This window comes from Stenotrophomonas sp. RIT309, assembly GCF_000632045.1.
GTDB lineage: Bacteria > Pseudomonadota > Gammaproteobacteria > Xanthomonadales > Xanthomonadaceae > Stenotrophomonas > Stenotrophomonas indicatrix.
The window spans coordinates 170,786-192,858 of sequence record NZ_JFYS01000001.1 but is presented as its reverse complement, the minus strand read 5'-3'; the positions used below and the strand labels follow the sequence as shown (position 1 = coordinate 192,858).

Below are 22,073 nucleotides of genomic sequence, written 5' to 3'. Positions count from 1 at the left end.
TCTCTCTACACTGGAGCGATGTTGACGCCTTCCATCGTCCTGTTCGCCTGCATCGCGTGGACCGTGCTGCTGTTCGGCGTCGCCCTGTGGGGGGAACGCCAGGGGCATCGGCTGTCGAAGGTATGGCCAGCCATCTACGCGCTGTCACTGGGCGTGCACTGCACGGCGTGGACCTACTACGGGGCTGCCTCGCAGGGCGTGCAATGGGGCTTCCCGATTCCGCCGACACTGATCGGCATGGCCCTCATTTTTGCCTTCGGCCTGCCGTTCCTGGTGCGGCTGGGCCGATTGGCCAAGCAGCACAACAGTGCCACCATCGCCGACCTGGTGGTCGCGCGCCTGCGTGCCGACCAAGGGCTGGGCATCACCATCACCCTGGTCGCGCTGTTCGGCATCATTCCCTACATCGCGCTGCAGCTGAAAGCGGTCAGCCAGGGCCTTGCCGCCCTGCTCGGTGATCAGTTCGCACCCGTTGGCTGGCAGCTGGACGTGTCGTTCTGGTTCGCGCTGACGATGGCGGCGTTCACCACCCTGTTCGGCGCACGCAAGGCATCGGCGACCGAACACAACCGCGGCATCGTGGTCGCGCTGGGCCTGGAATCGCTGTTGAAGCTGACGGCACTGCTGGCCATTGGCCTGTATGCCGCGCTATCGGTGCACAAGGCCGGCACGCCGCTGCTTGAGAAGATGGCGCACCTGCCGCCGCCGGCGGTGGTGCCGGATTACCTGATCATGGTGGCGCTCGGTGCCATGGCCGCGTTCACCCTGCCCCATCAGTTCCATGTGGGCGTGGTCGAGCTGCGCCAGTCGTCGGACCTGAAGACGGCGCGCTGGCTGTTCCCGGTCTACCTGCTGTTGATCGGCCTGCCGTCGGTGCCGATGGCACTGGCCGGTGCCGCGCAGCTGCCGCCCTCGATGACGCCGGATCTTTACGTGCTGGCCCTGCCGCAGGAGCGCGGCCATCACCTGCTGGCACTGCTGGCATACCTGGGCAGTCTGAGTGCCGCCACCGGCATGATGATCCTGTCCGGGCTGACCCTGTCGATCATGCTCGGCAACCACGGTGTGGGCTCGCGCCTGCTGAGCGGCGTCAATGGCTTCAACACCGGCGCGGATCTACGACCGCGGGTGCTGGCCTTCCGGCGCGCCGGCATCCTCGCCGTGTTCCTGATGTCGTGGCTGTACAGCCGTGCGATGAGCGGCACCGAGGCGCTCAGCGATTTCGGCCTGATGTCGTTCACCGCGCTCTCGCAGCTGGCACCGGCGGTGCTGCTGGCGGTGTACCGTCCGCGCACGCCCTCCCCGGCCATCATCGCCGGCATCGTACTGGGCTCGCTGGTCTGGTTGTGGCTGGTGCTGCTGCCCATGGTGCTCCCTGCCCCGCTGGCGTCGGCCGGTCCCGACGGACTGCACTGGCTGGCGATGTTCTCGCTGCGCATGCAGCCGGGCCATATCGCCATCAGCATGGGCGCCAGCCTGGCCGTCAACCTGGTAGCCGTGGTGCTGGTGTCGCGCGCGGTGCGTCCTTCTGTGCCTCGGCAGCGCGACGCGGTGGCTGCTGCATCGTTGCGCAAGACGGCTGGTCGCTTCCTCGGCCAGGAACGGGCACGCCAGCTGATGGACGGGCACGCCGGGCAGATGCTGGACGACGACCGGGTGACTGCCATCGAGCGCGAACTGACCGCCGTGGTCGGTGCAGGCATGGCGCGGCTGCTGGTGGAGGCGGCACGCGATGGTGGCGCAGCGCCGCTGGACGCTGTTACCCGCGCGGTCGGTGAAGCCACCCAAGTGCTGCGCTTCAACCAGCGCCTGCTGGAGGCCGCCCTGGAGAACATGAGCCAGGGCATCAGCGTGGTCGATGCGCAGCTGCAGCTGGTGGCCTGGAACAGCCGCTACGCCGCGCTGTTCAAGTTCCCGCCGGAGCTGCTGCAGGTGGGGCAGCCGGTGTCGAACCTGACGGCGTGGGCACTGGGACAGCTGAAGATCGGCGACACCCCTGGTGACTCGCGCGACAAGGCGTTGCAGCGGCGGGTGGTGCACATGCGGCGCGGCACGCCGCACCTTTCCGAGCGGATTTTCCCGGACAACACCATCGTTGAGATCCGAGGCAACCCGATGCCCGGTGGCGGCTATGTGGCCACCTTCACCGATGTCACCGCCTTCCGGCGGGCAGAGGACGCGCTCAAGCGCAGTAACGAAACCCTGGAGCGTCGCGTACAGGACCGCACCGCCCGGCTGGAGCAGGCGGTACATGAAGCCGAGCGCGCCAACGTGGCCAAGACCCGCTTCCTGACTGCGGTCGGCCATGACCTGATCCAGCCCCTGCATGCGGCGCAGCTGTTGACCGACGCCATGTCGCAGCACATCGAATCGGAATTCCTGGACAGTTTCCTGCGCCAGATTCGCGGCGCGCTGGATTCCACCGACGATCTGCTGTCGGGCCTGCTGGATATTTCGCGACTGGAAGCCGGTGGCCTGGTGGCCGATCCGCGCCCGTTCGCATTGTCGACCGTGCTGGAGCCGCTTGCGCAGGAGTTCGCGGTGCTGGCCGCGGCGCGCGGCCTGCAGTTCCGCCATGTGCGCACCCGCGTGTGGGTGCACAGCGACCCGTTGCTGCTGCGCCGCGTACTGCAGAACTTCCTGGCCAACGCCATCCGCTACACCCGCCGTGGCGGCGTGCTGCTGGGCGTTCGCCGGCACGGCCAGGCACTGTCGATCGGCGTGCATGACAGCGGCCCCGGCATCGCGCCGGAGCAACAAGCCGTGGTGTTCGAGGAATTCCACCGTGGCGACCGCAGCAATGGCCAGGGCCTCGGTCTTGGCCTGACCATCGCGCACCGCATTGCCGACCTGCTGCATGCACCGTTGGAACTGCAAAGCGAACTGGATCGCGGCTCGGCCTTTTCCATCACCGTGGCGCGTGCAGCGCCGCCTGAGGCCCCACGCACTGAGCCCGCCGCTGGCAACAGCAGCATCAAGGGCATCCGCGTGCTGGTGGTCGACAACGATGCGGAGGCGCTGGAGGCAATGCGGCTGATGCTGCTTGCCTGGGGCTGCGATGTCATCGCGGCGCGTGATGTCGCTGCGCTGGGTGCGTCCGCACATGAGGCGGCACTGTGGCTGTTCGACTACCACCTTGATGAGGGCGATACCGGCGTCGCACTGTGGAAGCGCCTCGTCACCGTACATGGCGCGCGGCCGACGGTGATCCTCAGCGCCGATACCGGCAATGACACGCGCGAGGCGGTACGCAGTGTGGGCCTGTCACTGCTGAACAAGCCGTTCAAGCCGCTGGCGCTGCGCTGGGCGATCAACCATCTGCTGGCAACGGCCAGCACGGAAAGGACCTGACGAAGGATCAGGCGTCCTGCGCGTCTTCGATCTGCCGGGATGGGTCGGTCAACCCCATCTCGTGCAGCACGCGGATGGCCTGCGCGCGATTGCGTACGCCCAGTCGTCCCATGATGCGGGTCATGTGTGCCTTGACCGTGCGCAACTGCACGCCCAGCCGGTCGGCGATCTGCTTGTTGAGCAGCCCTTCGGCCACCAGGCTCAGCACCTTGTACTGATGCGCGGACAGGCTGGACAAGCGCGCGGCAAGATCGGCGTCCTTGCTGAAGGGCGCCACCCGCGCCACCGGCTCGCGCAGCAGCGCCGGTATCCAGCGCTCACCTTCCAGCACGGTCTGCAGTGCGGACTGCAGGTCGGTCAGGCCCGAGCTCTTGGGCAGGTACCCGGCTGCGCCCAGGTCGATGGCGCGGCGGATCACGTGCGGCTCTTCATTGGCCGAAACGATGATGATCGCCAGCCCCGGTTGCAACGCGCGTATGGTCGCCAGTCCGGCCAGGCCGTGGTTGCCCGGCATGTGCAGGTCCAGCAGCATCAGATCGATCTGCTGGCTCTCGATCGCTTCGAGCACGCCGTGCAGCGAATCGGCCTCGCTGATCTGCAGGTCAGCCACCGCCTCTTCGGCGGCGCGATGCAGCGCCGCGCGGAACAAGGGGTGGTCATCGGCGATGAGCAGGGTCGGCATGTCCAGCCGAGGTTAGCAAATCGCCTGCGCCCGGGCACGGGTACCAAGGTACGCTGGCGTGCGCCGCCCGGATGGTTAGGGTGTAGCAATGAACATCCACCGCCCCGTCATGCTGCTGTGCGCCGCGCTGCCATTGCTTCTGGGCAGCATCTCCAGCACCCACGCCGCCCCGCCCCGCCCCACTACCGCTGTTCCGGTGTTCGAGCAGTGGCAGGAAACCGTGCATCGCGGCAGCGACGAACTGCTGACCGCAGGCCTGGGCATCGACGCCCTGCGCTCGGCCACCGCGCCGGCGTTTGCCAACCCGGCCCAGCCCACGGCCGAGGAAGTCCGGCGTCGTGCGATCTGGAGCAGCTGGCGCGGCATCGCCGACCTGACACCCGGCGGCGGCTTTGGCGATGTCTACGGCAGCCTGCAGGCGGTACCCGGGCGCGAGTTCTCCGCCTATGCGCGCGTTCCCGGCGCGCGCCATCCCCACCGCGTGCTGGTGCAGGTGCCCGACAACTTCGACGCCGCGCGGCGCTGCCTGGTCGTCGCGGCATCTTCCGGTTCGCGTGGCATCCATGGCGCGATCGCGGTTGCCGGCAGCTGGGGCCTGGCACATGGCTGCGCGGTCGCCTATACCGACAAGGGCGCCGGCAGTGATTACTACGATCTGGACGCCAAGGTCGGCTTCCAGGCAGACGGCACGCCAGCCAGCCAAGGCGCGTTGGCCTTCATTCCTGCGGGTGCGACAGCCACGCAGGGAATCGCCTTCAAACATGCCCATTCCGGTGACAACCCGGAAGCGGACTGGGGCCGCCATCTGCTGCAGGCGCTGCAGTTCGGCCTGCAGGTGCTGGACCGTGCCTATCCGCAATCGGCCCCATTCACTGCGGCCAACACACGCACGCTCGGCGTGGGCGTATCCAATGGCGGTGGCGCCGTGCTGCGCGCGGCGGAGATCGAAGGCGACTGGTTCGATGCAATGGTGGCCGGCGAACCCAATGTCTCGGTGGCAGGCGCTCCGCCGCTGTACGACTTCGTCACCCAGGCCGCGTTGCTGATGCCCTGTGCCCTGCTGACGGAGGACGATCTGCCACAACCGCCGATGCGGGCGCAGGCCGTGCCGGGGTGGACCCAGCGATGTGCCACGTTGAAATCCGCTGGGTCGGTGCAAGGTGATGACACCGCGGCACAGGCGCGGTCGGCACGGCAGCAGCTGCTCGACGCGGGCTTGAGCGCCGATGCACTTCGCGCCGGCGCATTCTCCACCGGCTTCGATCTGTGGCGCGCCATCGCAGCGACCTACTCGTCAGCCTATGGACGCTACGCCGCGGGCGAACATCCGTGCGCGTACAGCTTCTCGGCCGCCGGCACCGACGGCAGACCCCACGCGGCCACGGCCGAGGTTCGTGCAACCTGGTGGAGCGAGGGCAGTGGCATCCCGCCGGGCAGCGGCGTGGTTCTGGTGGACGGCAATGCCACCGGGGCAGCAGCTGATCCGCTGCGTGGCCTGAACTGCCTGCGTGCACTCGGCGAGGGCGACAGCGCCGATGCCCGACGGGTACGCGCCGGCATCGCCGCAGCGACTGCCAAGGCGCCGCGTCGCGGCCTGCCAATCGTGGTCATCCATGGCCTGGACGACGGGCTGGTACCGATCAGCATGACCAGTGATCGCTACGTGCCACTTGCCCGCAAGGCCGGGGCGCAGATTGCCTATTGGCGGGTGAACAAGGCACAGCACTTCGACTCGCTGCTGGCCTTCCCGGACTACCGGAAGCGCTACGTCCCGCTGCTGCCCTACCTGTTCGCGGCGATGGACCAGGTGTGGGAACACCTTGAAGATCCAGCGCGAGCGCTGCCGCAGGATGCACTCATCCAGCCGAGCCCACGCGCGCAAGCGCCGCTGCTGCGCGAGCAGCTGTCCATTCCCGCGCCCCCCGGCCGCTGACGCGCCGCCCCATCAGGAAGATCACATGTCATTCGCCACCGCCGCAGACGCGCCCGCCGCCGAGCCTCATGCCTACCCCCTGCTGATCAAGCAGCTGCTGCTGACACCTCTGGCAGTGCGAGCACGGCAGGAGATCGTCTACGGCGACAAGGTCCGCTTCGACTACCGCACCCTGCAGGCGCGCATCGGCCAGTTGGCCGGGCTGCTGACCTCACTGGGGGTAAAGCGCGGCGATACCGTGGCGGTGATGGACTGGGACAGCAACCGCTACCTGGAGAGCTATTTCGCCGTGCCGATGATCGGAGCGGTGCTGATGATGGTGAACATCCGCCTGGCGCCCGAGCAGATTGCCTATACGCTCAATCACAGCGGCGCGCGGGTGATCCTGGCCAACCGCGAGTTCCTGCCGGTGCTGGACGCCATCGAAGAACAGCTGCCGGACGTGCGCACGCGCATCCTGCTGGATGATGATGAGGGCCCGCTGCCAGCGGGTTTCGTGACCGAGTATGAGGCCGGGCTGCGCGAGGCCACGCCCATCACCCGCTTCCCGGACTTCGACGAGAACACCCGCGCCACCACGTTCTATACGACCGGCACCACGGGCCTGCCCAAAGGCGTGTACTTCAGCCATCGGCAACTGGTACTGCACTCGCTTGCGGCGATGGCAGCCCTCGGCAGCGCGTCCAGCCAGGGCCGCCTGCACCGCGACGATGTCTACATGCCGATCACGCCGATGTTCCATGTCCATGCCTGGGGCATGCCGTACGTGGCCACGCTGCTTGGCATCAAGCAGGTCTACCCCGGTCGCTACCTGCCGGACGCGTTGCTGGCGTTGATCGCCCGCGAGAAGGTGACGTTCTCGCACTGCGTGCCGACCATCCTGCATATGCTGCTGGGCCATCCCACTGCTGCCGATACCGACCTGCGCCGCTGGAAGGTAATCATCGGCGGCGCGGCGCTACCGCGGGCCCTGGCGCAGCAGGCACTGGCCCGTGGCATCGACATCTTCGGCGGCTACGGCATGTCCGAAACCTGCCCGCTGCTCACCCTCGCGCAGATCGATGCCGACGCCGTGGACGGCCCGGACGAGGAGCTGTCCCTGCGCACCAAGGCCGGCATTCCGGTGCCATTGGTGGATCTGCGCATCGTCGACGAACGCATGAATGATGTTGCCCACGATGGCATCGCCACCGGGGAAGTGGTAGTGCGCACGCCCTGGCTCACCCACGGCTATCTGCACAATCCGGACGCTTCGACGGCGTTATGGGCCGGCGGTTACCTGCACACCGGGGACATCGGCAACATCGATGGCAGCGGCTACCTGCGCGTGACCGACCGCATCAAGGATGTGATCAAGACCGGTGGCGAGTGGATCTCCTCGCTCGCCCTGGAGGACATCATCGCCCTGCATCCGGCGGTCAACGAGGTTGCGGTGATCGGCATCAGCGACACGAAATGGGGCGAACGACCGCTGCCGTTGGTGGTCCGGCAGCACGGCAGCGATGTGACCGAGGCGGAGATCATCGAACTGGTCGCAGCACGCAGCCGCTCCGGTGATATCTCCCGCTACGCGATCCCCGACCGCGTCAGCTTCGTCGATTCGCTGGAACGCACCAGCGTGGGCAAGATCAACAAGAAGAAGCTGCGCAGCCTGCATGATCTGGGCGCAGCCACCGACGCAGGTTGACGCTGCGGCCTGCGGCCAACAGAGGGTCACTTCATTCCTCTACCTGGTCGCCCTGCGCGCCCGCCCCGCTGGCGCCGTGGAGGATCCAGCAGATCCATCAGCCTGACCTGGTTGTCGGTGCAGGAAATGCCCTCAGGACGTTGGGTGACACCCTCGATGATGCCCAGCAGGCGCGCTTCGTTCTCCTGCAGTTGCAGGATCAAGCGTCGGATCTCGGCCAGGCGCCTGCCCAGCGACTCGACCAGGCCTTGGTGATCGCACGCCTGCGTGCCCCCAGGCAGGAAATGCCGGATCTCATCAAGTGAGAAGCCGACGCGTTGCGCGTTGTCGATGATCTGCAGCACGCCCAATACGTCCGGGGAATAGATCCGGTAGCCGTTGCTCCCCCTGGGCGGCGCGCTGATCAGGCCTTCGGCCTCATAGAACCGGATACGCGATGGGGCCAGGCCCGTGGCCTTGGCCAGATCCCCGATTTTCATTCTGCCACTGCCCCTTGACCTTCAAGTTGACTTTAAACATACACTGCCGCGACCGTCAGCGTGAGAGGTTGCCGACGGCGGTCTGGCGAGCACCCGCGCGGCACTGAAATGCGGGCGCCCTGGGCTGAACTTCCACCCCGGGCGATCAGAGGCCCAGACGCCCAAGGAAAAGAGATGCAGACCATTCTGGGAGCAAACGGCCAGATCGCCCAGGAACTGGCGCGCACGTTGAGGCGCACCTACACCGACGACCTTCGCCTGGTGAGCCGCACGCCGCGGCCGGTCAACACGGGCGACCAGCTTGTGCCGGCGGACCTGCTGGACGCAGAGCAGACGCTGAAAGCCGTTGAAGGCAGCGACATCGTCTATTTCACCGCAGGGCTGCCGCCGGATTCAGGGCTCTGGGAGCGGCAGTTTCCTTCCATGCTGAAGAACGCGCTGGATGCCGCCGTCGCCACCGGCGCTGCATTTGCGTACTTCGACAATACCTACATGTATCCGCAGACGGCGGCTGCGCAGACCGAGGACACCGTGTTCGCGCCGGCCGGCAGGAAGGCACGCGTGCGCGCAGAGATGGCGCGCATGGTCCTGGATGAGATGGCAGCCGGGCGCATCGCCGTCACCATCGCCCGAGCACCGGAATTCTATGGCCCGGGCAGCACGCAGAGCTTCACCAATGCCCTCGTCATCGACAGGCTGAAGGCTGGCAAGTCGCCGCGGGTGCCACTGCGCGACGATACCCTCAGAACGCTGATCTGGACGCCCGACGCCAGTCGCGCGCTCGCACTGCTGGGCAATACGCCCGACGCGCAGAACCAGACGTGGCATCTGCCCTGCAGTGAGCCGAGATTGACCTATGCCCAGTTCGCCACCCTGGCCTGCACTGTGTTCGGCAGGCCGGACACCCATGCCACCCTCGGCAGGACTGCGCTGTACATCGCCGGCCTGTTCTCGAAAGGTGCGCGCGAGATCCGGGAGCTGCTGCCGCGCTATGAGCATGACAATCGCTTCGAATCCGGAAAGTTCAAGCAGCGCTTTCCCGACTTTCCCGTAACCAGCTACGACGCAGGACTGCGGCAGATCAAGCACGAATGGGAAACCGGAAAATGAGCCAGAGGCGTATCTGATGAACCGTCGCATCCTTCATGTTGTCACCAACGTCGCGCATTACGATGACCCCAGCCACAGGACCGGGCTCTGGTTGTCGGAACTGACGCATGCCTACGACCTGTTCGCCGGGCAAGGCCATGAACAGCACTTGGTCAGCCCACGCGGCGGGCACTCACCGCTTGAGCCGCGCTCGCTGAAATGGCCGGCGCTGGACCATTCGGCGAAGGCATGGCTGCAGGATCCGGCGCGCATGGCACTGCTGGACAACACGCTCGCCCCCGACAACGTCGACGCTGCCGCGTACGACGCGATCTACTTCACCGGTGGGCATGCGGTGATGTGGGATTTCCCGGACAGCGAGGGCATCCAGAAAATCACACGGGACATCCATGAGCAGGGCGGGATCGTCTCGGCGGTCTGCCACGGCTATTGCGGCCTGCTCAATACCCGGCTGAGCGATGGGCAACTGCTGGTGCAGGGCCGGCGGGTAACAGGATTCTCCTGGATCGAGGAAATCCTGGCGGGTGTTTCCAGGCAGATGCCGTACAACGCGCAGGCGGAAATGTCCCGGCGAGGAGCCCTGTACGAGAAGGGACTACTGCCGTTCGTGCCAAAAGTGGTTGTCGATGGCAGGCTGGTCACCGGCCAGAATCCGCAGTCGGCCAAGGCGACGGCAAAAGCGGTTGCGGCGCTGCTGCGCACGTCCGGCTAGCACTGACCACTGCCTTTCAGCGCTGCGTCCTCCAGCACGTCCTGGCGCTGGAAGGCGCAGCTCAGCGGCTGGACGCAGCTGGCAACCGGGCCAGCAGATCCGCCCGGCATGCATCCAGGATTTCGTCCGCCAGCGGCGATTCGTCCGGGCAGGACCTCGACAGCACCAGCGCGCCGACCGCTTGAGCCATCAGCGCAATCCTGCGCGCACGCGCCGCATCGTCCGGATCGCGCTGCGCCTGCCCCTCCTGCGTGGCACGTGTTGCCAGCCTGGCCTCGATGCCGGCCGCAAAGGCAGCCTTGACCGCGTCCGTCTGCCGCGCCGCATCGGTGCACAGCGCCGCCAGCGTGCAACCCTGGCCGGGCCCGTCGCGATGCGCGCGGGACAGGTACTCGCTCACGAATGCCTGGACATCCAGATCAGCCACCGCTGCAGCCGAGCTGGTCAGGCCGCAGGCGGCTGCTTCGGCCATCAGGTCGGCCTTCGAGCCGAAATGCTTGTAGAAGCCGCCATGGGTGAAGCCAGCGGCGGCCATCAGGTCGGCCACGCCAACGCCGTCGTAGCCGCGCTCGCGGAACAGCGTGGAGGCGGTTTCGACGATGTGTGCCCGGTTGGCCTGCGCCTGTGCCTTGGTGACCTTCATGAGCCTTCGCCCTTGGGAGTCCTGTCGCGTGTGGAGGGCACTTTAACACACATAGATTATATTCATCATCAAACCATTGACATCAATGATGATGGTCATCATCATTGATCCAGACCCTTCCTCCATAGACGAGCCCACCCTCCCATGTCCGATGCCACGCTTTTCCAGCCCTATCCCCTCGGCCCGCTGACGCTGGCCAACCGCATCGTGATGGCACCGCTGACGCGCAACCGCGCCGGCCAGGGCCTGGTGCCCAGTCCACTGGCCAGCACCTACTACGCCCAGCGCGCATCAGCAGGCCTGATCATCACCGAAGCCACCCAGGTCTCAGCGCAGGCGCAGGGCTACCAGGACACCCCGGGGCTGTACACGCAGGACCAGATCGACGGCTGGCGCACCGTCACCGATGCGGTGCACGCACGCGGCGGGCACATCTTCGTGCAGCTGTGGCACGTCGGCCGCATCTCGCACGTCGACCTGCAGCCCGGCAACGCCGCGCCGGTTTCCTCCTCGGCCCTCCGCGCGCAGACCAAGACCTTCGTCAACAATGGTTTCGTCGATGTGTCCGAGCCGCGCGCCCTGGACATCGACGAGCTGCCCGCCATCGTCGACGATTTCCGCCAGGCCGCTGCCAACGCCATCGCAGCGGGTTTTGACGGCGTGGAGATCCACGGCGCCAACGGCTACCTGCTCGAACAGTTCATCAAGGACGGGGCCAACCAGCGCACCGACGCGTATGGCGGCTCGGTCGAGAACCGTGCCCGCCTCCTGCTTGAGGTGACCGCTGCGGTGGCGCGCGAAATCGGCGCTGACCGCACCGGCGTGCGCATTTCGCCGGTGTCGCCGGCCAATGCCATTTCCACCGTCAGCGATCCGCAGCCCCAGTACGACTACATCGTCGATCAACTCAGCGCGCTGGGCATTGTCTACCTGCATGTGGTCGAGGGCGCCACGGGTGGCCCGCGCGATGTGGCACCGTTCGACTTCGATGGGCTGCGCCGTCGCTTCAACGGCACCTACCTGGCCAACAACGGCTACGACCTGCAGCTGGCCAGCGGCCGTGTATCCGCAGGCAAGGCCGATCTGGTCGCCTTCGGTCGCCCGTTCATCAGCAACCCCGATCTGGTCGAGCGCCTCAAGCGCGGCGCAGCGCTGGCGGCACTGAACCCGGCCACGCTGTATGGCGGTGGCGCCGAAGGCTACACCGACTACCCCACCCTGGCTGAAGCGCACGCGCAGTAACGCGGCCGCCCGCATCCGACACGTCCCCCGTCCAGAGAAGCCCATCATGTCCGTCCTCCCTTCCGTCCTCATCACCGGCGCTTCCAGCGGCATCGGTGCCACCTATGCCGACCGCTTCGCGCGGCGCGGGCATGACCTCGTCCTGGTCGCGCGTGACAGCGCCCGACTGGAAGCACTCGCCGCGCGACTGCGCCAAGAGACCGGCGTGGCGGTGGACATACTGCCGGCCGATCTCACCCAGGCTGACGCGCTGGCCACGGTCGAGGCACGGCTGCGCGACGATGCGCGCATCGGCATCCTCATCAACAATGCCGGTATCGCCCAGTCCGGCGACTTCCTCGCACAGTCGGCCGACGCCATCGAACGCCTGGTCACCCTGAACACCACCGCGCTCACGCGCCTGGCCGCCGCTATTGCGCCGCGGCTGGTCGGTGCCGGCAACGGCGCGATCGTCAACATCGGATCGGTGGTTGGCCTTGCACCGGAGTTCGGCATGTCCGTGTACGGCGCGAGCAAGGCGTATGTGCTGTTCCTGTCGCAGGGCCTGAGCCAGGAACTGGCCCCGAAGGGCGTCCATGTGCAGGCGGTGCTGCCCGCTGCCACGCGCACCGAGATCTGGGAACGCGCCGGTATCGACATCACCACGCTTGCTGAAGTGATGGACGTTGGCGAACTGGTCGATGCAGCGCTGGTCGGCTTCGATCGTCGCGAAACGGTGACCATTCCGCCGCTGCACGTGGCCGAACGCTGGGACACGCTGGATGGCGCACGTCAGGCCCTGCTCGGCGACATCCGCCAGGCGCACGCCGCAGAGCGCTACCGCACCGGCGCCTGAGGCCGGCCTCCGTTGCATCCACCCGGCCCCATCACTGCAGGAACCGTCCGCCATGAAAGCCTTCATCATTGACCGCTACAGCAGCAAGGACGTCGGCCGCATCGCCGACGTGCCCGAGCCGCAAGTGGGCGACGAGGATGTCCTGATCCGGGTTCATGCCGCAGGCGTGAATGCACTGGACAGCAAGATCAGGCACGGCGAGTTCAAACAGATCCTGCCCTATCGCTTTCCGTTGATCCTGGGCAACGATGTGGCCGGGACGGTGGTGCGGGTCGGCGATCGCGCAGGCCGGTTCAAACCGGGCGACCCGGTGTATGCCCGCCCGGACGATGATCGCATCGGCGGATTTGCCGAGTACATCGCGGTCAAGGCCTCGTCGGTAGCACCTGCACCGAAGAACCTTGGCATGGTCGAGGCGGCTGCCCTGCCACTGGTGGCACTGACCGCCTGGCAGGTGCTGGTCGAAACCGCAGCACTGAAGAAGGGACAGCGGATCTTCATCCAGGCCGGCTCCGGTGGCGTCGGCACGATTGCGATCCAGCTTGCCAAGCACCTGGGCGCCTTCGTCGCCACCACCACCAGCACGGCCAACGTTGCCTGGGTGAAGGCACTGGGTGCGGACGTCGTCATCGATTACCGGCAGCAGGACTTCGCTGCCGTGCTGCGTGACTACGACGTGGTCCTCAACAGCCTCGGCAGCGACGAACTCGATCGATCTCTCGGCATCCTCAAGCCCGGCGGTCACCTGATTTCCATTTCCGGGCCACCCACGCCAGCATTCGGTGCGGCAAGAGGATTGGCCTGGCCGCTTCGGCAGGTGCTGCGCCTGTTGAGCCTTCGCATCCGCCGCAAGGCCGCGCGCAGGAACATCCGGTACAGCTTCGTGTTCATGCGTGCTGATGGGCAACAGCTGGAACAGGTCACGGCACTGGTCGAGTCAGGCGCCCTGCGCCCGGTGGTGGACACGGTCTTTCCCTTCGAGGAAACCGGCAGAGCATTGGCCTACATGGACGGCGGCCGCGCCAAGGGCAAGGTGGTGGTGCAGATGGTGCAGACACGGCACGTGCAGCCCTGAGGAGTACGCTGAGCGGACAAGGAGCGTCCCGATACAGGACGGCCGGCAAGCGTTGACTCCAGCACGTGGTGGCCACCGTGCGCACAGGGAGCGCCCGCATCCGCGGGCGCGGCATGGATTCAATGCAACGGCACCTTCAGCACAGATGGTGCGGACGCGGGCGAACTGAAGGTCACCGCCCCGCCCAACTGGCTGATGCCTGCATAGCGCAGGTCCACCGTATCGACCACCAGCGTCAGCCGGCTGCCCGCCGGAATGTTCCAGCTGCTCGCTTCCAGGCGCAGATCGAGGGTGGTCGCCTGGCCGGGCGCAACGCCTCGCAGGGTGTAGGGCTTGTGGCTGATCAGCTGGCCATTGCCCAGCACATCTTCCGCGTACAGATAGACATACAGCGTGGTGTTGGCGCGGCTGGGGGTAACGGTCACCCGTACTTCCGGCGCGCCGTCCAGGCGGCGTGCGTTCCAGTACACCGGCCCCTGCCAGACACCTGCGGCGTTGCGCCCGATGAAAGGCACGTACGCACCCGGCGGAAGGTTGATCATCTGCAGCGAGCCGGACACCATCGCCACACCGGAATTGGCGGCGGTTGCCAGGCCACTGCCGATGCGGTAGTTCCAGCCATTGCTGCGCCCGTTTTCAACCAGCCCCCCGGTGGGCAGAAGCAGGCCGCCGGGTGCGGTCAACGCGTAGCTGACCGCACCACTGTTGGTCGCCTGCCAGTTCGGGTAGCTGCTCCAGCTGCCCTTCTGCGACTTCAGCTGCACCGCCGGCTCGCGGTCGATGCCGTTGGCCACGCCCTTGAGGTAATGGTCGAACCAGTCGCCCGCCGAGTCGTAGACTTCGTTGGGAATGCCCAGTGCGCCCAAGGCCTCGTTGAGGGCATGGTCGCCGTGGCGCAGTTGCAGCTGCTTGGGGCCTTTCAGCTGGTTGAAGAAGTCCACCAGCTGACCCGGCGGGAACAGGCTGTCGTTGAAGGCGTTGGCCAGGAACACGGCCGGCTGGTTGGCGTTGATCTCGCTGATGCTCGCAGCGGGGCTGCGGATGGCGGCCACGGGCAGCAGCGATTCCACTGCACCCTGGTAGTTGCCGACCAACACGTTGCGGTTGATCGTGGCCAGCTCTGCCCCGGGTCGGCCGGTGACCAGGCCGGCGGCCACCAGCAGCGCGATTCCCTGTGCGCTGGGGGTGTCGTTGGCGTACAGCGATGCCTGCAGGTCGGCCCATCCGCTGAGGGCGGCCACCGCCTTGATGCGGGGATCGCGTGCCGCCGCCAGCAGGCTGGTGCCGGCGCCGTAGGAGATGCCCGAGACGCCGATCCGCGCCGGGTCAGCCTGGGTGTTGTCCAGCGCCCAGTCGATCAATGCGCTGACATCCTCGACCGTGGCCGGCCCGGCAATATCGATGGCCCCGCCGGACTCCCAGAAGCCGCGCGAGCTGTAGCTGAGGACCACATAGCCGCGCTTGGCCAACGACTGTGCCACCCCTACGTACTCCACGCTGGGAACGGCCCAGCTGCTGGGCATCACCAGCAGCGGGTACTTGCCGCCACCTGCGTCCTGGGGTTCGATGACAAAGACCCCGAGGGGCGTGCCGTCCCAGCTGGGAAGGGTGCGGTGGGTGGTCTTGACCGTGGCAGCCCAGGCGGTGGGCGCCAGTCCGGTCAGCAGGATCAACAGCAGCAATACCTTGCGCATCGTCGTCTCTCCCCGTCGTTGGTGGTGCAACGGGCAGGACCGTACCAGTGCGAATGGTGGCTTACACCTTGCGTTGCAGCATGGGGCGCACGTTCGGCACCCCATGCCGCGGGCCCTGATCCGGCTACAGCGTCGCCTGCGCCTGCAGGGTGAACACCCAGCTGTCGGGTCGGCTGGCATAGGCGCCGGGCCGTGCCACGTACTGCACCGCCGGCCGCAGCACCAGCCACGGGGCGACCTGCACGCCGTAGTTCAGCTCGACGAACTGCTCGTTGCTCTGCACATCCTTTCCGGTCAGCTGCTGATGGCGGGCGAGCCGGTCGGAGATGTCCAGCCGGTTCCAGGCCAGGCTGAGCACATCATCTTCGCGCGATGCGATCACGCCACGCCAGCTCACGCCCGCTTCCCACGAGTAGCGCATGAGCCCTGTTTTTGCGTCGGCACGGGTAGCCACGCCGAACACCGAAATGCCGCGCACCGTGTCACCCTCGGGCTTCCACACCCGCTGTGCGGCCTGCACGTACGAACCGCTGCGATGCGAAGCGCGAGGTGCCGTCGGGTCACCGATGTCATCGGCGTTGGAGGTATCCAGGTAGTAGCCGACCTTGTAGGTACCGCCATAGTCCTCTCCGGACCTGCCATGGCTGTAGCCCAGCTCGACCGGCAGGAACAGGCCGGTCTTTCCCTTCGTCGAAACACGGAAGCCACTATTGGCCTGCTTGCGCGTCGGGTTGACGTCGTAGATGCCGGTCTGTGCGTACCAGCCTGAAGGATCATTCCACTTTACCCGCAGACCCCATTGGCCTGTCGGATTGTCCAGCCAGCCAGAACTGTAGATCGGGCCCAGCGGATGCCCGCACTGGCCGTTGTTGTTGAAGTTGCAGGTGTAAGGCAAGCCACCGAAGTCGTTGCCCATCGAGTAGAAGCCACCCTTCAGGCTCAACCGCTTGCCCAGCAGCAAACGCTCGTAGGAGAGTTCGTTGAAACGCAGGTTCTGGCCCTGGCCATAGAAGGCCTGGTTCTGGATATAGGAACCGGTGGACCGCTCGTTGATGGCGTTGCCGAAGCGATCGGAAAACACCACGCGCAGCGTGCCGTCGAAGCCGAATGCCTTGCCGGTGTCGATCATCGCGCCCAGATCGATGTGCTCGGCGGTGGACCAGCCACTGCCCTTGTACCCATCGCTGTTGACGCCGCTGCCGATCACGATGCGTGCGCTGGGGGTAACGCCGTGGTCCTGCAGCCAGAGGCGCGCTGCCCAATCCGCGCTCAGCGGTGTCTGCGCGACGCTGTCGACCGATTTGGGCTTGGCGGAGGCACTTGATTCAGCAGCCGACACCGACCCGTTGACGATGAAGGCAAGCAGCCCGATGCCGGTCAAGGATACGAAATTCATGCGGCCGCCCTCCGCGCCTTTCGGGTCTTCCAGGCGCGTCGCACCAGCAGCACGATGCCTACCAACGCCAGCACGGCAAGGATGAGCATCGGCAGCCACAAGCGTGCAATCTTCGCCAGAAGTGGCTTCTCGCCGCCGGCACGGGTCAGCGCAACCTGCGCCTCGGTGACCTGGTCGCCCGGCCCGAACTGCGTGCGCACGTAGGTCGCAACCGCTGCGATATCGGCGTCACTCAGGTCCTGTACGAACGAGCCTTTCGAGAAGTGCGGCATCAACGCGTGTTCGCCGTGCACATCGCGGTCAACGCCGCCGATGATGGTGGCGATCAGGTTCTGCGGGCGGGTCATGCCGACGGTAGTGTTGTGCACCAGGGAGGGGTAGTACCCGTCCCTGCTGCCCTCGCCACGCGAACCGTGGCAGCTTGCACACAGGCCCGAATACAGCACACCGCCCGAGGCCAATGCAGCACTCGTTCCACGTACCGGCTGCTCACCCGGCGCCATGGCGGCGTCTCCCCACGCGAAGGCGGCCCGCGTGGCATCAGGGTCGGCCACGGCCGGCACCGTGCGCAGGTAGGCGACGATGGCGGCAATGTCCTCGTCCTGCAGCTTGGACAGGCTGTTGCTCACCGCTTCGGCCATGCCACCGCCGGCCTGCGCCTTACCGGCGACGCGGCCGGTCTTCAGGTACTGCGCCAGCTCGGCATCGCTCCAAGCCCCGATACCGCTGGTGGGGTGGGAGGTGATGTTGGGGGCGTACCAGTCACCCAGCGATCCGCCGGCGAAGGCCTTGCCGTCCACCTCCTGCATCATCAGCCCGCGCGGACTGTGGCAGCTGGAGCAGTGCGCCAGACCCTCCACCAGATAGGCGCCGCGATTCCACTGCGCGCTCCTGCCCGCATCGGGGGTGAACGTTTCCTTGTCCAGGAACAGCAGGTTCCACACCGCCATGGACTGGCGGATGCTGAAGGGGAACGGCAGCTCGGTCGCGTGAGCTTCCTCATCGACCGGCACCACCTCCTTCATGAAGTAGGTATACAGCGCGTGGATGTCCTCGTCGGTCAGCTTGGCATATGAGGTATAGGGCATCGCCGGATACAGATGGGCGCCGTCCTTGCGCACGCCTTCGCGTACCGCCTTGGCGAAATCGTCTTCGCTGTAGAGGCCGATGCCATGGCTTCTGGAGGGCGTGATGTTGCTTGCCCATATCTCACCCAGCGGCGAGGCAATCGCGTAGCCGCCTGCGTAGGGTTTGCCCTGCTTGGGGCTGGTGTGGCATGCCACGCAGTCCGCAGCGACCGAGAGGTAGCGCCCACGTTCGGCAACCTCGTCTGCGCGCGCGGATTGGCTGGCTGCAGCCAGCATCATCAGCAGAAGCGAGCAGAAGGTCTTCATGCGGCACGCTCGATGGCATCTGCTGCCTTCAGCGCAAGCGCGGCCATGGTCAAGGTGCTGTTGACCACGCTGGCCGACACCATCGGGCCGCCGCCCGGGAGCCACAGGTTGGGATGATCGTGTGCGCGGCAATCGCCATCGACCACCGAATCGCGCGGATCCGCGCCCATGATGGTCGAGCCCATGATGTGGTTGTTGGCGTTGAGCGCCGTGGTGATGACGAATTCCTCGGCGTTGAACAGCGAGCCGATGTGACGCAACTGCTTGCAGGACTCGTCGTAGCCCTTGCGGGCGTAGTCGCCCAGTGAGTAATGGATATCCGGGCAGGCCAGGCCGTGGCCATCGACCCGCGTTTTCGACAGCGTCAGGCGATTGCTGGGATCCGGCAAGGGTTCCAGGCTGATCGAAAGATCCACGCCGAAGACGGCACGGCGGCGGATCTCCGCATCCAGCGCGTCGCCGACCAGGCCTTTCTTCAGCGCCTGGTCGGTGGCGATCGCCACCCGGCTGATGTTGTTGAGGATGATCTTGGTGGCCGAGTACTGCGAGCGGAAGGCGCCGTCGCGCGGGCCAACCATGCAGCTGGACTGCGCCGGTCCACGGCCCAGCCAGATCGGCCTGTCGGCAATGAACGAGCAGTGGAAACCGGAATGGTCGAGCATGTTGCGCCCGACCTGGTCGGAACTGTTGGCGATGCCGTTCGGGTTCTGCTCATTGGCGGCGAGCAGCAGCAGACGCGGCGTCTCCAGTGCATTGCACGCAATCACGAAACTACGGCCGGTGGCCTTGTGGCTGACCTTGTTGTTGTCATACCAATGGATGGCCGTGACCCGGTTCTGCGCGTCGGTATCGATCTTGTAGGCCACTGCTTCGGCCAGCACCTGCGCACCCAGTTTCTCGGCCGCTTCGATGGTATGGATGCCGTTGTACATCGCGCCGATCGGGCAGATCGGCTGGCAGTTGTTGTTGCCGCAGCAGGCGGGCCGGTCGTTCCAGGGCGTGACCATGCGACCCTGCGGAATGGGCACCAGGTTGTAGCCGTGCGGATTGACCACCTCGGCGAACACCTTGTCACCGTTGCCCCAGGGAATCATGTCGGCGAGGTAGGGCCTGGATCGCTCGGAGGGGCTCTGCTTGTCCGGATCATTCGGCCCGGAGACGCCCATCGCCTCCTCGGCGCGGCAGTAATAAGGCTCGATGTCGTCGTAGCTGATCGGCCAGTCGCGCCCTACCCCGTAGGTGCTCTGCATCCTGAAGTCCACCGGCAGGTGGCGCCAGCAGGAGGCGGCCCAGTGCCAGGTGGTGCCACCCACGGCCTTGATGAAGCCCTGATGGAAGCTGCTGGCGTCGGGGCCGGTCAGGCCCACGTAGTCATTGGCCGGGAAGTACAGCGGCGCGGTGGCAAGCGGTGACTGTGGATACGGCCCCTGAAAATCACTGCCGATGCGCCGTTCGAAGCTGACGTTGCGCCAGTTCTCGACCACGTCGGAACGATGCAGGCGGGGGCCCGCCTCCAGCACAAGAACCGATTTTCCGGCACGAACCAACTGGTGGGCGATCAATGCGCCGACGACGCCCGAACCGACGATCACAACATCGGCATCGGCGTCGCCATCACGGAAAACCGGAGCTTTCATGAGGGGAATCCATAACAATTACGGGAAAAGAGCTGGAAGCGCAGGCTCAGCCGTGCGCGCGTACCGCCGCCGGCGGTTCGGCCGTCCACCATGCGGGACCGCCTTGTGCGTAGGTGGGCGGGAACAGGCCATCGTCCACCGGGCGCTGCATCAGCGCATCGCGATAGGAAACGGTGATGGCCTGCGGCCCCTTGCCTACGCTGCCGGTGTACCAGGCAGTGATGATGGCCAGCGCTGTCGGCCGTGCATCGCCAACAGCCGCCAGCAGTGCTTCAGCGCCGTGCACCTGTTGCGCCTTGGCCGCGAGTGCGGGGAACTGGGCGTGCATGTCGGGATGCAGCTTGGCGAAGGCGGCTTCGATGCGCCCGGCGGTTGCCGGATCAAGGTCGGACTTCCCGGTCAGTGCCTGGGAGAGCTGCAGAAAGCGCCCGTCCGCCCGTTTCGCTGGCGTGGCACCGGCATGGGTTGCTGGCGCCTTGCCGTTGCAGGCAACCAGCAGCGAAGCGGAGCCAACGGCCAGCAGGAAGGTTCTGCGCGTCAGGCCTTGCCCACTCCCTTCCAATCCCTCGGGAACACTCATGATGTGGACTCCTGATGCGTCACTTCTTCGGCTGCCCCTGACCGCGACGCGGGGGGCACCTACGCGGGCAACTTTAACGCACCTGAACGTCGTCGCGGAGTGAGCAGGAAGAGCCGAGGCGCGGCGAAGCACCCTTCTTCCCGGCACCAGCAGAGGCAGATTTCAGCCGGTGCGCTGCCGGCCCCGTCACGCCCGCACAACGCCCTCAACGCTAGAAACAAGGGGTTTTCTACTCTGGAGAGTGGCCATGCGGGTACTGTTGCTGTGTGCCGTGGCGACGATGGCATTGTCGGCCTGCAACCAAGGCGAACCGACCGATAAGGCACAACATGCCGATGCGGTTCGGCAAACCCCGCCAGCGGCCAGCGCGCCGGCGCGCAACGTGCCCGGCGGCGGCAGCGGCACCGCCGCCTCCGAAGACCAGGCCTCGGGGCCAGAGGCCGAACGCGGGAAAGAAGCCGCGCCGCCGCCGCCGCCCAAGCGCTAGGCGCAGCCAGCCGCGAAGCCCCCGATGCGGGGCGCCCGCGGAACAAGCGAATCTACTCGGCCCTTTCAAGCACGATGCGGACGAACGGTATCCAGTCATCGCCGACCCGATGCTCCCATTCCCCGGTCAGCAACTGCCGGTCGCTGCTGATCACCCCGTCGAACCGCTGGGACTGGCCCTGGATGGTGTACCTGCCGCCATCAAGTCGTGAAGTGAAATCGCTGGTGCCACCATCAGCGTCGTAGCTGCGGCTGAAGAAGCCACCGGATTCAACATCGACGCCGATGATTTCCGTGGAGCGCACACGCTGCCCGTCCATCATCGCGTCGACCTCATGCACCAGAAAGTGACCATTGGGCATCCACGTGTAAACGTCCGATGCGAACGACACCCCGCCCGTGCTGCCGTCGGGTTGCAGCGCGATGAGGGTGGTCTCCCACGCTCCGGCAAGAACGTCCAGCCGGCGGTGGTGTCCGCTGTGGAAAGTGGTTTGTGTCATGGCGACTCCGTACTGGGTGCGGCGGCATAGGGTTCAACCAGGGCGCGCAGCAGCTCCATGCCCGTGGCAGTAGTGTTGGGGGCAGCGGTGCCTTCGCGCTGGACGAAACCGGTCCAGTCCGCACCGGCCACCCGCCTCAGCTCCGTCGGTTCCACCGGCAGCCAACGCATGGGCCAGAAAGGCAGGCGTCTCTGCCCCACCCTGCCCCGCTGCAGTTCGATCAGGCCGCTGTGGCTGCTGGCACCCAGCACCCGGGAATATGCCACCTGCAGGCCATCGTCCGGGCCTTCCATGTATTGCACAAAGCGCGCGCCATCGAACAGCAGTACGCCCGTGACGCCGGCATCACGGTTGAAACGTGCTGCGTCATCCACGATTCCGCACAGCCTGCCCCCGGTCTGGCCCAGCCGGCTGGCAGCAATATCCGCTGCCGCCTCGCTGGTATATACAACGGCTCTGATGGGCACGTTCGACCTCCCTGCAGTGGGCTCCCAACCGTAGCAGAAGGCCGGTTGAGGCAGCGCAGCAGGCGCAGCCTGAAACAGAACAATTCAGTGAAATGTGAAAACGAACCCGAAAAGGATTCACGCCATGCACTGCTGCCCCATGGCATGAAACAGGTCCGCCCGCGAGATCG

Annotated in this window: 19 protein-coding genes; 9 read left to right on the top strand and 10 right to left on the bottom strand. The window is 66.2% G+C overall.

The window, feature by feature from the left end:
- Positions 1–18 precede the first annotated feature (18 nt).
- A complete protein-coding gene (locus BW38_RS19480; RefSeq protein ID WP_032974718.1) occupies positions 19–3,351 on the top strand; it encodes a PAS-domain containing protein in 3,333 nt (1,110 codons plus the stop codon).
- A 7-nt stretch (positions 3,352–3,358) separates the two neighbouring features.
- Here the strand turns inward: BW38_RS19480 and BW38_RS19485 are convergent, their stop codons facing one another.
- Entirely contained in the window at positions 3,359–4,033 is a 675-nt protein-coding gene (locus tag BW38_RS19485; protein WP_025874518.1) for a response regulator transcription factor, read from the bottom strand.
- Positions 4,034–4,121: 88 nt separating this feature from the next.
- Between BW38_RS19485 and BW38_RS19490 the strand changes: the two genes are divergently transcribed.
- Both BW38_RS19490 and BW38_RS19495 read left to right on the top strand, forming a co-directional pair.
- Complete coding sequence (locus BW38_RS19490) at positions 4,122–5,966, top strand: 3-hydroxybutyrate oligomer hydrolase family protein (protein ID WP_152543254.1); 1,845 nt, start codon at positions 4,122–4,124, stop codon at positions 5,964–5,966.
- Between the two features lie 25 nt (positions 5,967–5,991).
- Entirely contained in the window at positions 5,992–7,653 is a 1,662-nt protein-coding gene (locus BW38_RS19495) for a fatty acid--CoA ligase (RefSeq protein WP_032974717.1), read from the top strand.
- A 26-nt stretch (positions 7,654–7,679) separates the two neighbouring features.
- Here the strand turns inward: BW38_RS19495 and BW38_RS19500 are convergent, their stop codons facing one another.
- On the bottom strand, positions 7,680–8,132 hold the full coding sequence (locus BW38_RS19500) for a MerR family transcriptional regulator (protein WP_032974716.1): 453 nt from the start codon (positions 8,130–8,132) through the stop codon (positions 7,680–7,682).
- Between the two features lie 174 nt (positions 8,133–8,306).
- On the opposite strand from BW38_RS19500, the gene BW38_RS19505 reads away from it, so the two are divergent.
- A complete protein-coding gene (locus BW38_RS19505) occupies positions 8,307–9,242 on the top strand; it encodes an NAD-dependent epimerase/dehydratase family protein (RefSeq protein ID WP_032974715.1) in 936 nt (311 codons plus the stop codon).
- 16 nt (positions 9,243–9,258) lie between these two features.
- Positions 9,259–9,954 carry a type 1 glutamine amidotransferase domain-containing protein gene (locus BW38_RS19510; protein WP_032974714.1) on the top strand — a complete coding sequence of 232 codons (696 nt, stop codon included), beginning with the start codon at positions 9,259–9,261 and terminating at the stop codon, positions 9,952–9,954.
- A 61-nt stretch (positions 9,955–10,015) separates the two neighbouring features.
- Here BW38_RS19510 and BW38_RS19515 read toward each other — a convergent pair whose 3' ends face one another.
- Positions 10,016–10,597, bottom strand: coding sequence for a TetR family transcriptional regulator (locus BW38_RS19515; protein WP_025874512.1), 582 nt, complete (start codon positions 10,595–10,597; stop codon positions 10,016–10,018).
- A 144-nt stretch (positions 10,598–10,741) separates the two neighbouring features.
- On the opposite strand from BW38_RS19515, the gene BW38_RS19520 reads away from it, so the two are divergent.
- From BW38_RS19520 to BW38_RS19530, 3 genes are read left to right on the top strand one after another with little or no spacing between them, the layout of a single operon-like run.
- On the top strand, positions 10,742–11,839 hold the full coding sequence (locus tag BW38_RS19520) for an alkene reductase (protein WP_032974713.1): 1,098 nt from the start codon (positions 10,742–10,744) through the stop codon (positions 11,837–11,839).
- 46 nt (positions 11,840–11,885) lie between these two features.
- Entirely contained in the window at positions 11,886–12,674 is a 789-nt protein-coding gene (locus BW38_RS19525; RefSeq protein ID WP_025874510.1) for an SDR family oxidoreductase, read from the top strand.
- 52 nt (positions 12,675–12,726) lie between these two features.
- Positions 12,727–13,749 carry an NADP-dependent oxidoreductase gene (locus tag BW38_RS19530; protein WP_032974712.1) on the top strand — a complete coding sequence of 341 codons (1,023 nt, stop codon included), beginning with the start codon at positions 12,727–12,729 and terminating at the stop codon, positions 13,747–13,749.
- A gap of 119 nt (positions 13,750–13,868) precedes the next feature.
- Here the strand turns inward: BW38_RS19530 and BW38_RS19535 are convergent, their stop codons facing one another.
- The 5 genes from BW38_RS19535 to BW38_RS19555 form a co-directional block, all read right to left on the bottom strand.
- Positions 13,869–15,443, bottom strand: coding sequence for a CocE/NonD family hydrolase (locus BW38_RS19535; RefSeq protein ID WP_032974711.1), 1,575 nt, complete (start codon positions 15,441–15,443; stop codon positions 13,869–13,871).
- Between the two features lie 124 nt (positions 15,444–15,567).
- On the bottom strand, positions 15,568–16,839 hold the full coding sequence (locus tag BW38_RS19540; RefSeq protein WP_032974710.1) for a carbohydrate porin: 1,272 nt from the start codon (positions 16,837–16,839) through the stop codon (positions 15,568–15,570).
- Complete coding sequence (locus tag BW38_RS19545) at positions 16,836–18,233, bottom strand: cytochrome c (RefSeq protein ID WP_032974708.1); 1,398 nt, start codon at positions 18,231–18,233, stop codon at positions 16,836–16,838. The genes BW38_RS19540 and BW38_RS19545 overlap by 4 nt, the downstream gene beginning before the upstream one ends.
- Entirely contained in the window at positions 18,230–19,870 is a 1,641-nt protein-coding gene (locus BW38_RS19550; RefSeq protein WP_032974706.1) for a GMC family oxidoreductase, read from the bottom strand. The genes BW38_RS19545 and BW38_RS19550 overlap by 4 nt, the downstream gene beginning before the upstream one ends.
- A gap of 46 nt (positions 19,871–19,916) precedes the next feature.
- Entirely contained in the window at positions 19,917–20,450 is a 534-nt protein-coding gene (locus BW38_RS19555; protein WP_032974705.1) for a sugar dehydrogenase complex small subunit, read from the bottom strand.
- Between the two features lie 247 nt (positions 20,451–20,697).
- Here BW38_RS19555 and BW38_RS19560 point away from each other — a divergent pair, with 247 nt between their 5' ends.
- Positions 20,698–20,937 carry a hypothetical protein gene (locus BW38_RS19560; protein WP_025874502.1) on the top strand — a complete coding sequence of 80 codons (240 nt, stop codon included), beginning with the start codon at positions 20,698–20,700 and terminating at the stop codon, positions 20,935–20,937.
- Between the two features lie 52 nt (positions 20,938–20,989).
- Here the strand turns inward: BW38_RS19560 and BW38_RS21145 are convergent, their stop codons facing one another.
- Both BW38_RS21145 and BW38_RS19565 read right to left on the bottom strand, forming a co-directional pair.
- Complete coding sequence (locus BW38_RS21145; protein ID WP_051584846.1) at positions 20,990–21,436, bottom strand: DUF1579 family protein; 447 nt, start codon at positions 21,434–21,436, stop codon at positions 20,990–20,992.
- Complete coding sequence (locus BW38_RS19565) at positions 21,433–21,903, bottom strand: BLUF domain-containing protein (RefSeq protein WP_032974704.1); 471 nt, start codon at positions 21,901–21,903, stop codon at positions 21,433–21,435. The genes BW38_RS21145 and BW38_RS19565 overlap by 4 nt, the downstream gene beginning before the upstream one ends.
- Between the last annotated feature and the right edge of the window lie 170 nt (positions 21,904–22,073).

What these genes read in the sequence shown, in the direction of transcription:
- BW38_RS19500 (WP_032974716.1), bottom strand. Translation starts at nt 8,132, where the DNA reads ATGAAAATCGGGGATCTGGCCAAGGCCACGGGCCTGGCCCCATCGCGT.
- BW38_RS21145 (WP_051584846.1), bottom strand. Translation starts at nt 21,436, where the DNA reads ATGACACAAACCACTTTCCACAGCGGACACCACCGCCGGCTGGACGTT.
- BW38_RS19480 (WP_032974718.1), top strand. Translation starts at nt 19, where the DNA reads ATGTTGACGCCTTCCATCGTCCTGTTCGCCTGCATCGCGTGGACCGTG.
- BW38_RS19560 (WP_025874502.1), top strand. Translation starts at nt 20,698, where the DNA reads ATGCGGGTACTGTTGCTGTGTGCCGTGGCGACGATGGCATTGTCGGCC.
- BW38_RS19555 (WP_032974705.1), bottom strand. Translation starts at nt 20,450, where the DNA reads ATGAGTGTTCCCGAGGGATTGGAAGGGAGTGGGCAAGGCCTGACGCGC.
- BW38_RS19520 (WP_032974713.1), top strand. Translation starts at nt 10,742, where the DNA reads ATGTCCGATGCCACGCTTTTCCAGCCCTATCCCCTCGGCCCGCTGACG.
- BW38_RS19495 (WP_032974717.1), top strand. Translation starts at nt 5,992, where the DNA reads ATGTCATTCGCCACCGCCGCAGACGCGCCCGCCGCCGAGCCTCATGCC.
- BW38_RS19550 (WP_032974706.1), bottom strand. Translation starts at nt 19,870, where the DNA reads ATGAAAGCTCCGGTTTTCCGTGATGGCGACGCCGATGCCGATGTTGTG.
- BW38_RS19540 (WP_032974710.1), bottom strand. Translation starts at nt 16,839, where the DNA reads ATGAATTTCGTATCCTTGACCGGCATCGGGCTGCTTGCCTTCATCGTC.
- BW38_RS19515 (WP_025874512.1), bottom strand. Translation starts at nt 10,597, where the DNA reads ATGAAGGTCACCAAGGCACAGGCGCAGGCCAACCGGGCACACATCGTC.
- BW38_RS19510 (WP_032974714.1), top strand. Translation starts at nt 9,259, where the DNA reads ATGAACCGTCGCATCCTTCATGTTGTCACCAACGTCGCGCATTACGAT.
- BW38_RS19535 (WP_032974711.1), bottom strand. Translation starts at nt 15,443, where the DNA reads ATGCGCAAGGTATTGCTGCTGTTGATCCTGCTGACCGGACTGGCGCCC.
- BW38_RS19490 (WP_152543254.1), top strand. Translation starts at nt 4,122, where the DNA reads ATGAACATCCACCGCCCCGTCATGCTGCTGTGCGCCGCGCTGCCATTG.
- BW38_RS19530 (WP_032974712.1), top strand. Translation starts at nt 12,727, where the DNA reads ATGAAAGCCTTCATCATTGACCGCTACAGCAGCAAGGACGTCGGCCGC.
- BW38_RS19525 (WP_025874510.1), top strand. Translation starts at nt 11,886, where the DNA reads ATGTCCGTCCTCCCTTCCGTCCTCATCACCGGCGCTTCCAGCGGCATC.
- BW38_RS19545 (WP_032974708.1), bottom strand. Translation starts at nt 18,233, where the DNA reads ATGAAGACCTTCTGCTCGCTTCTGCTGATGATGCTGGCTGCAGCCAGC.
- BW38_RS19505 (WP_032974715.1), top strand. Translation starts at nt 8,307, where the DNA reads ATGCAGACCATTCTGGGAGCAAACGGCCAGATCGCCCAGGAACTGGCG.
- BW38_RS19485 (WP_025874518.1), bottom strand. Translation starts at nt 4,033, where the DNA reads ATGCCGACCCTGCTCATCGCCGATGACCACCCCTTGTTCCGCGCGGCG.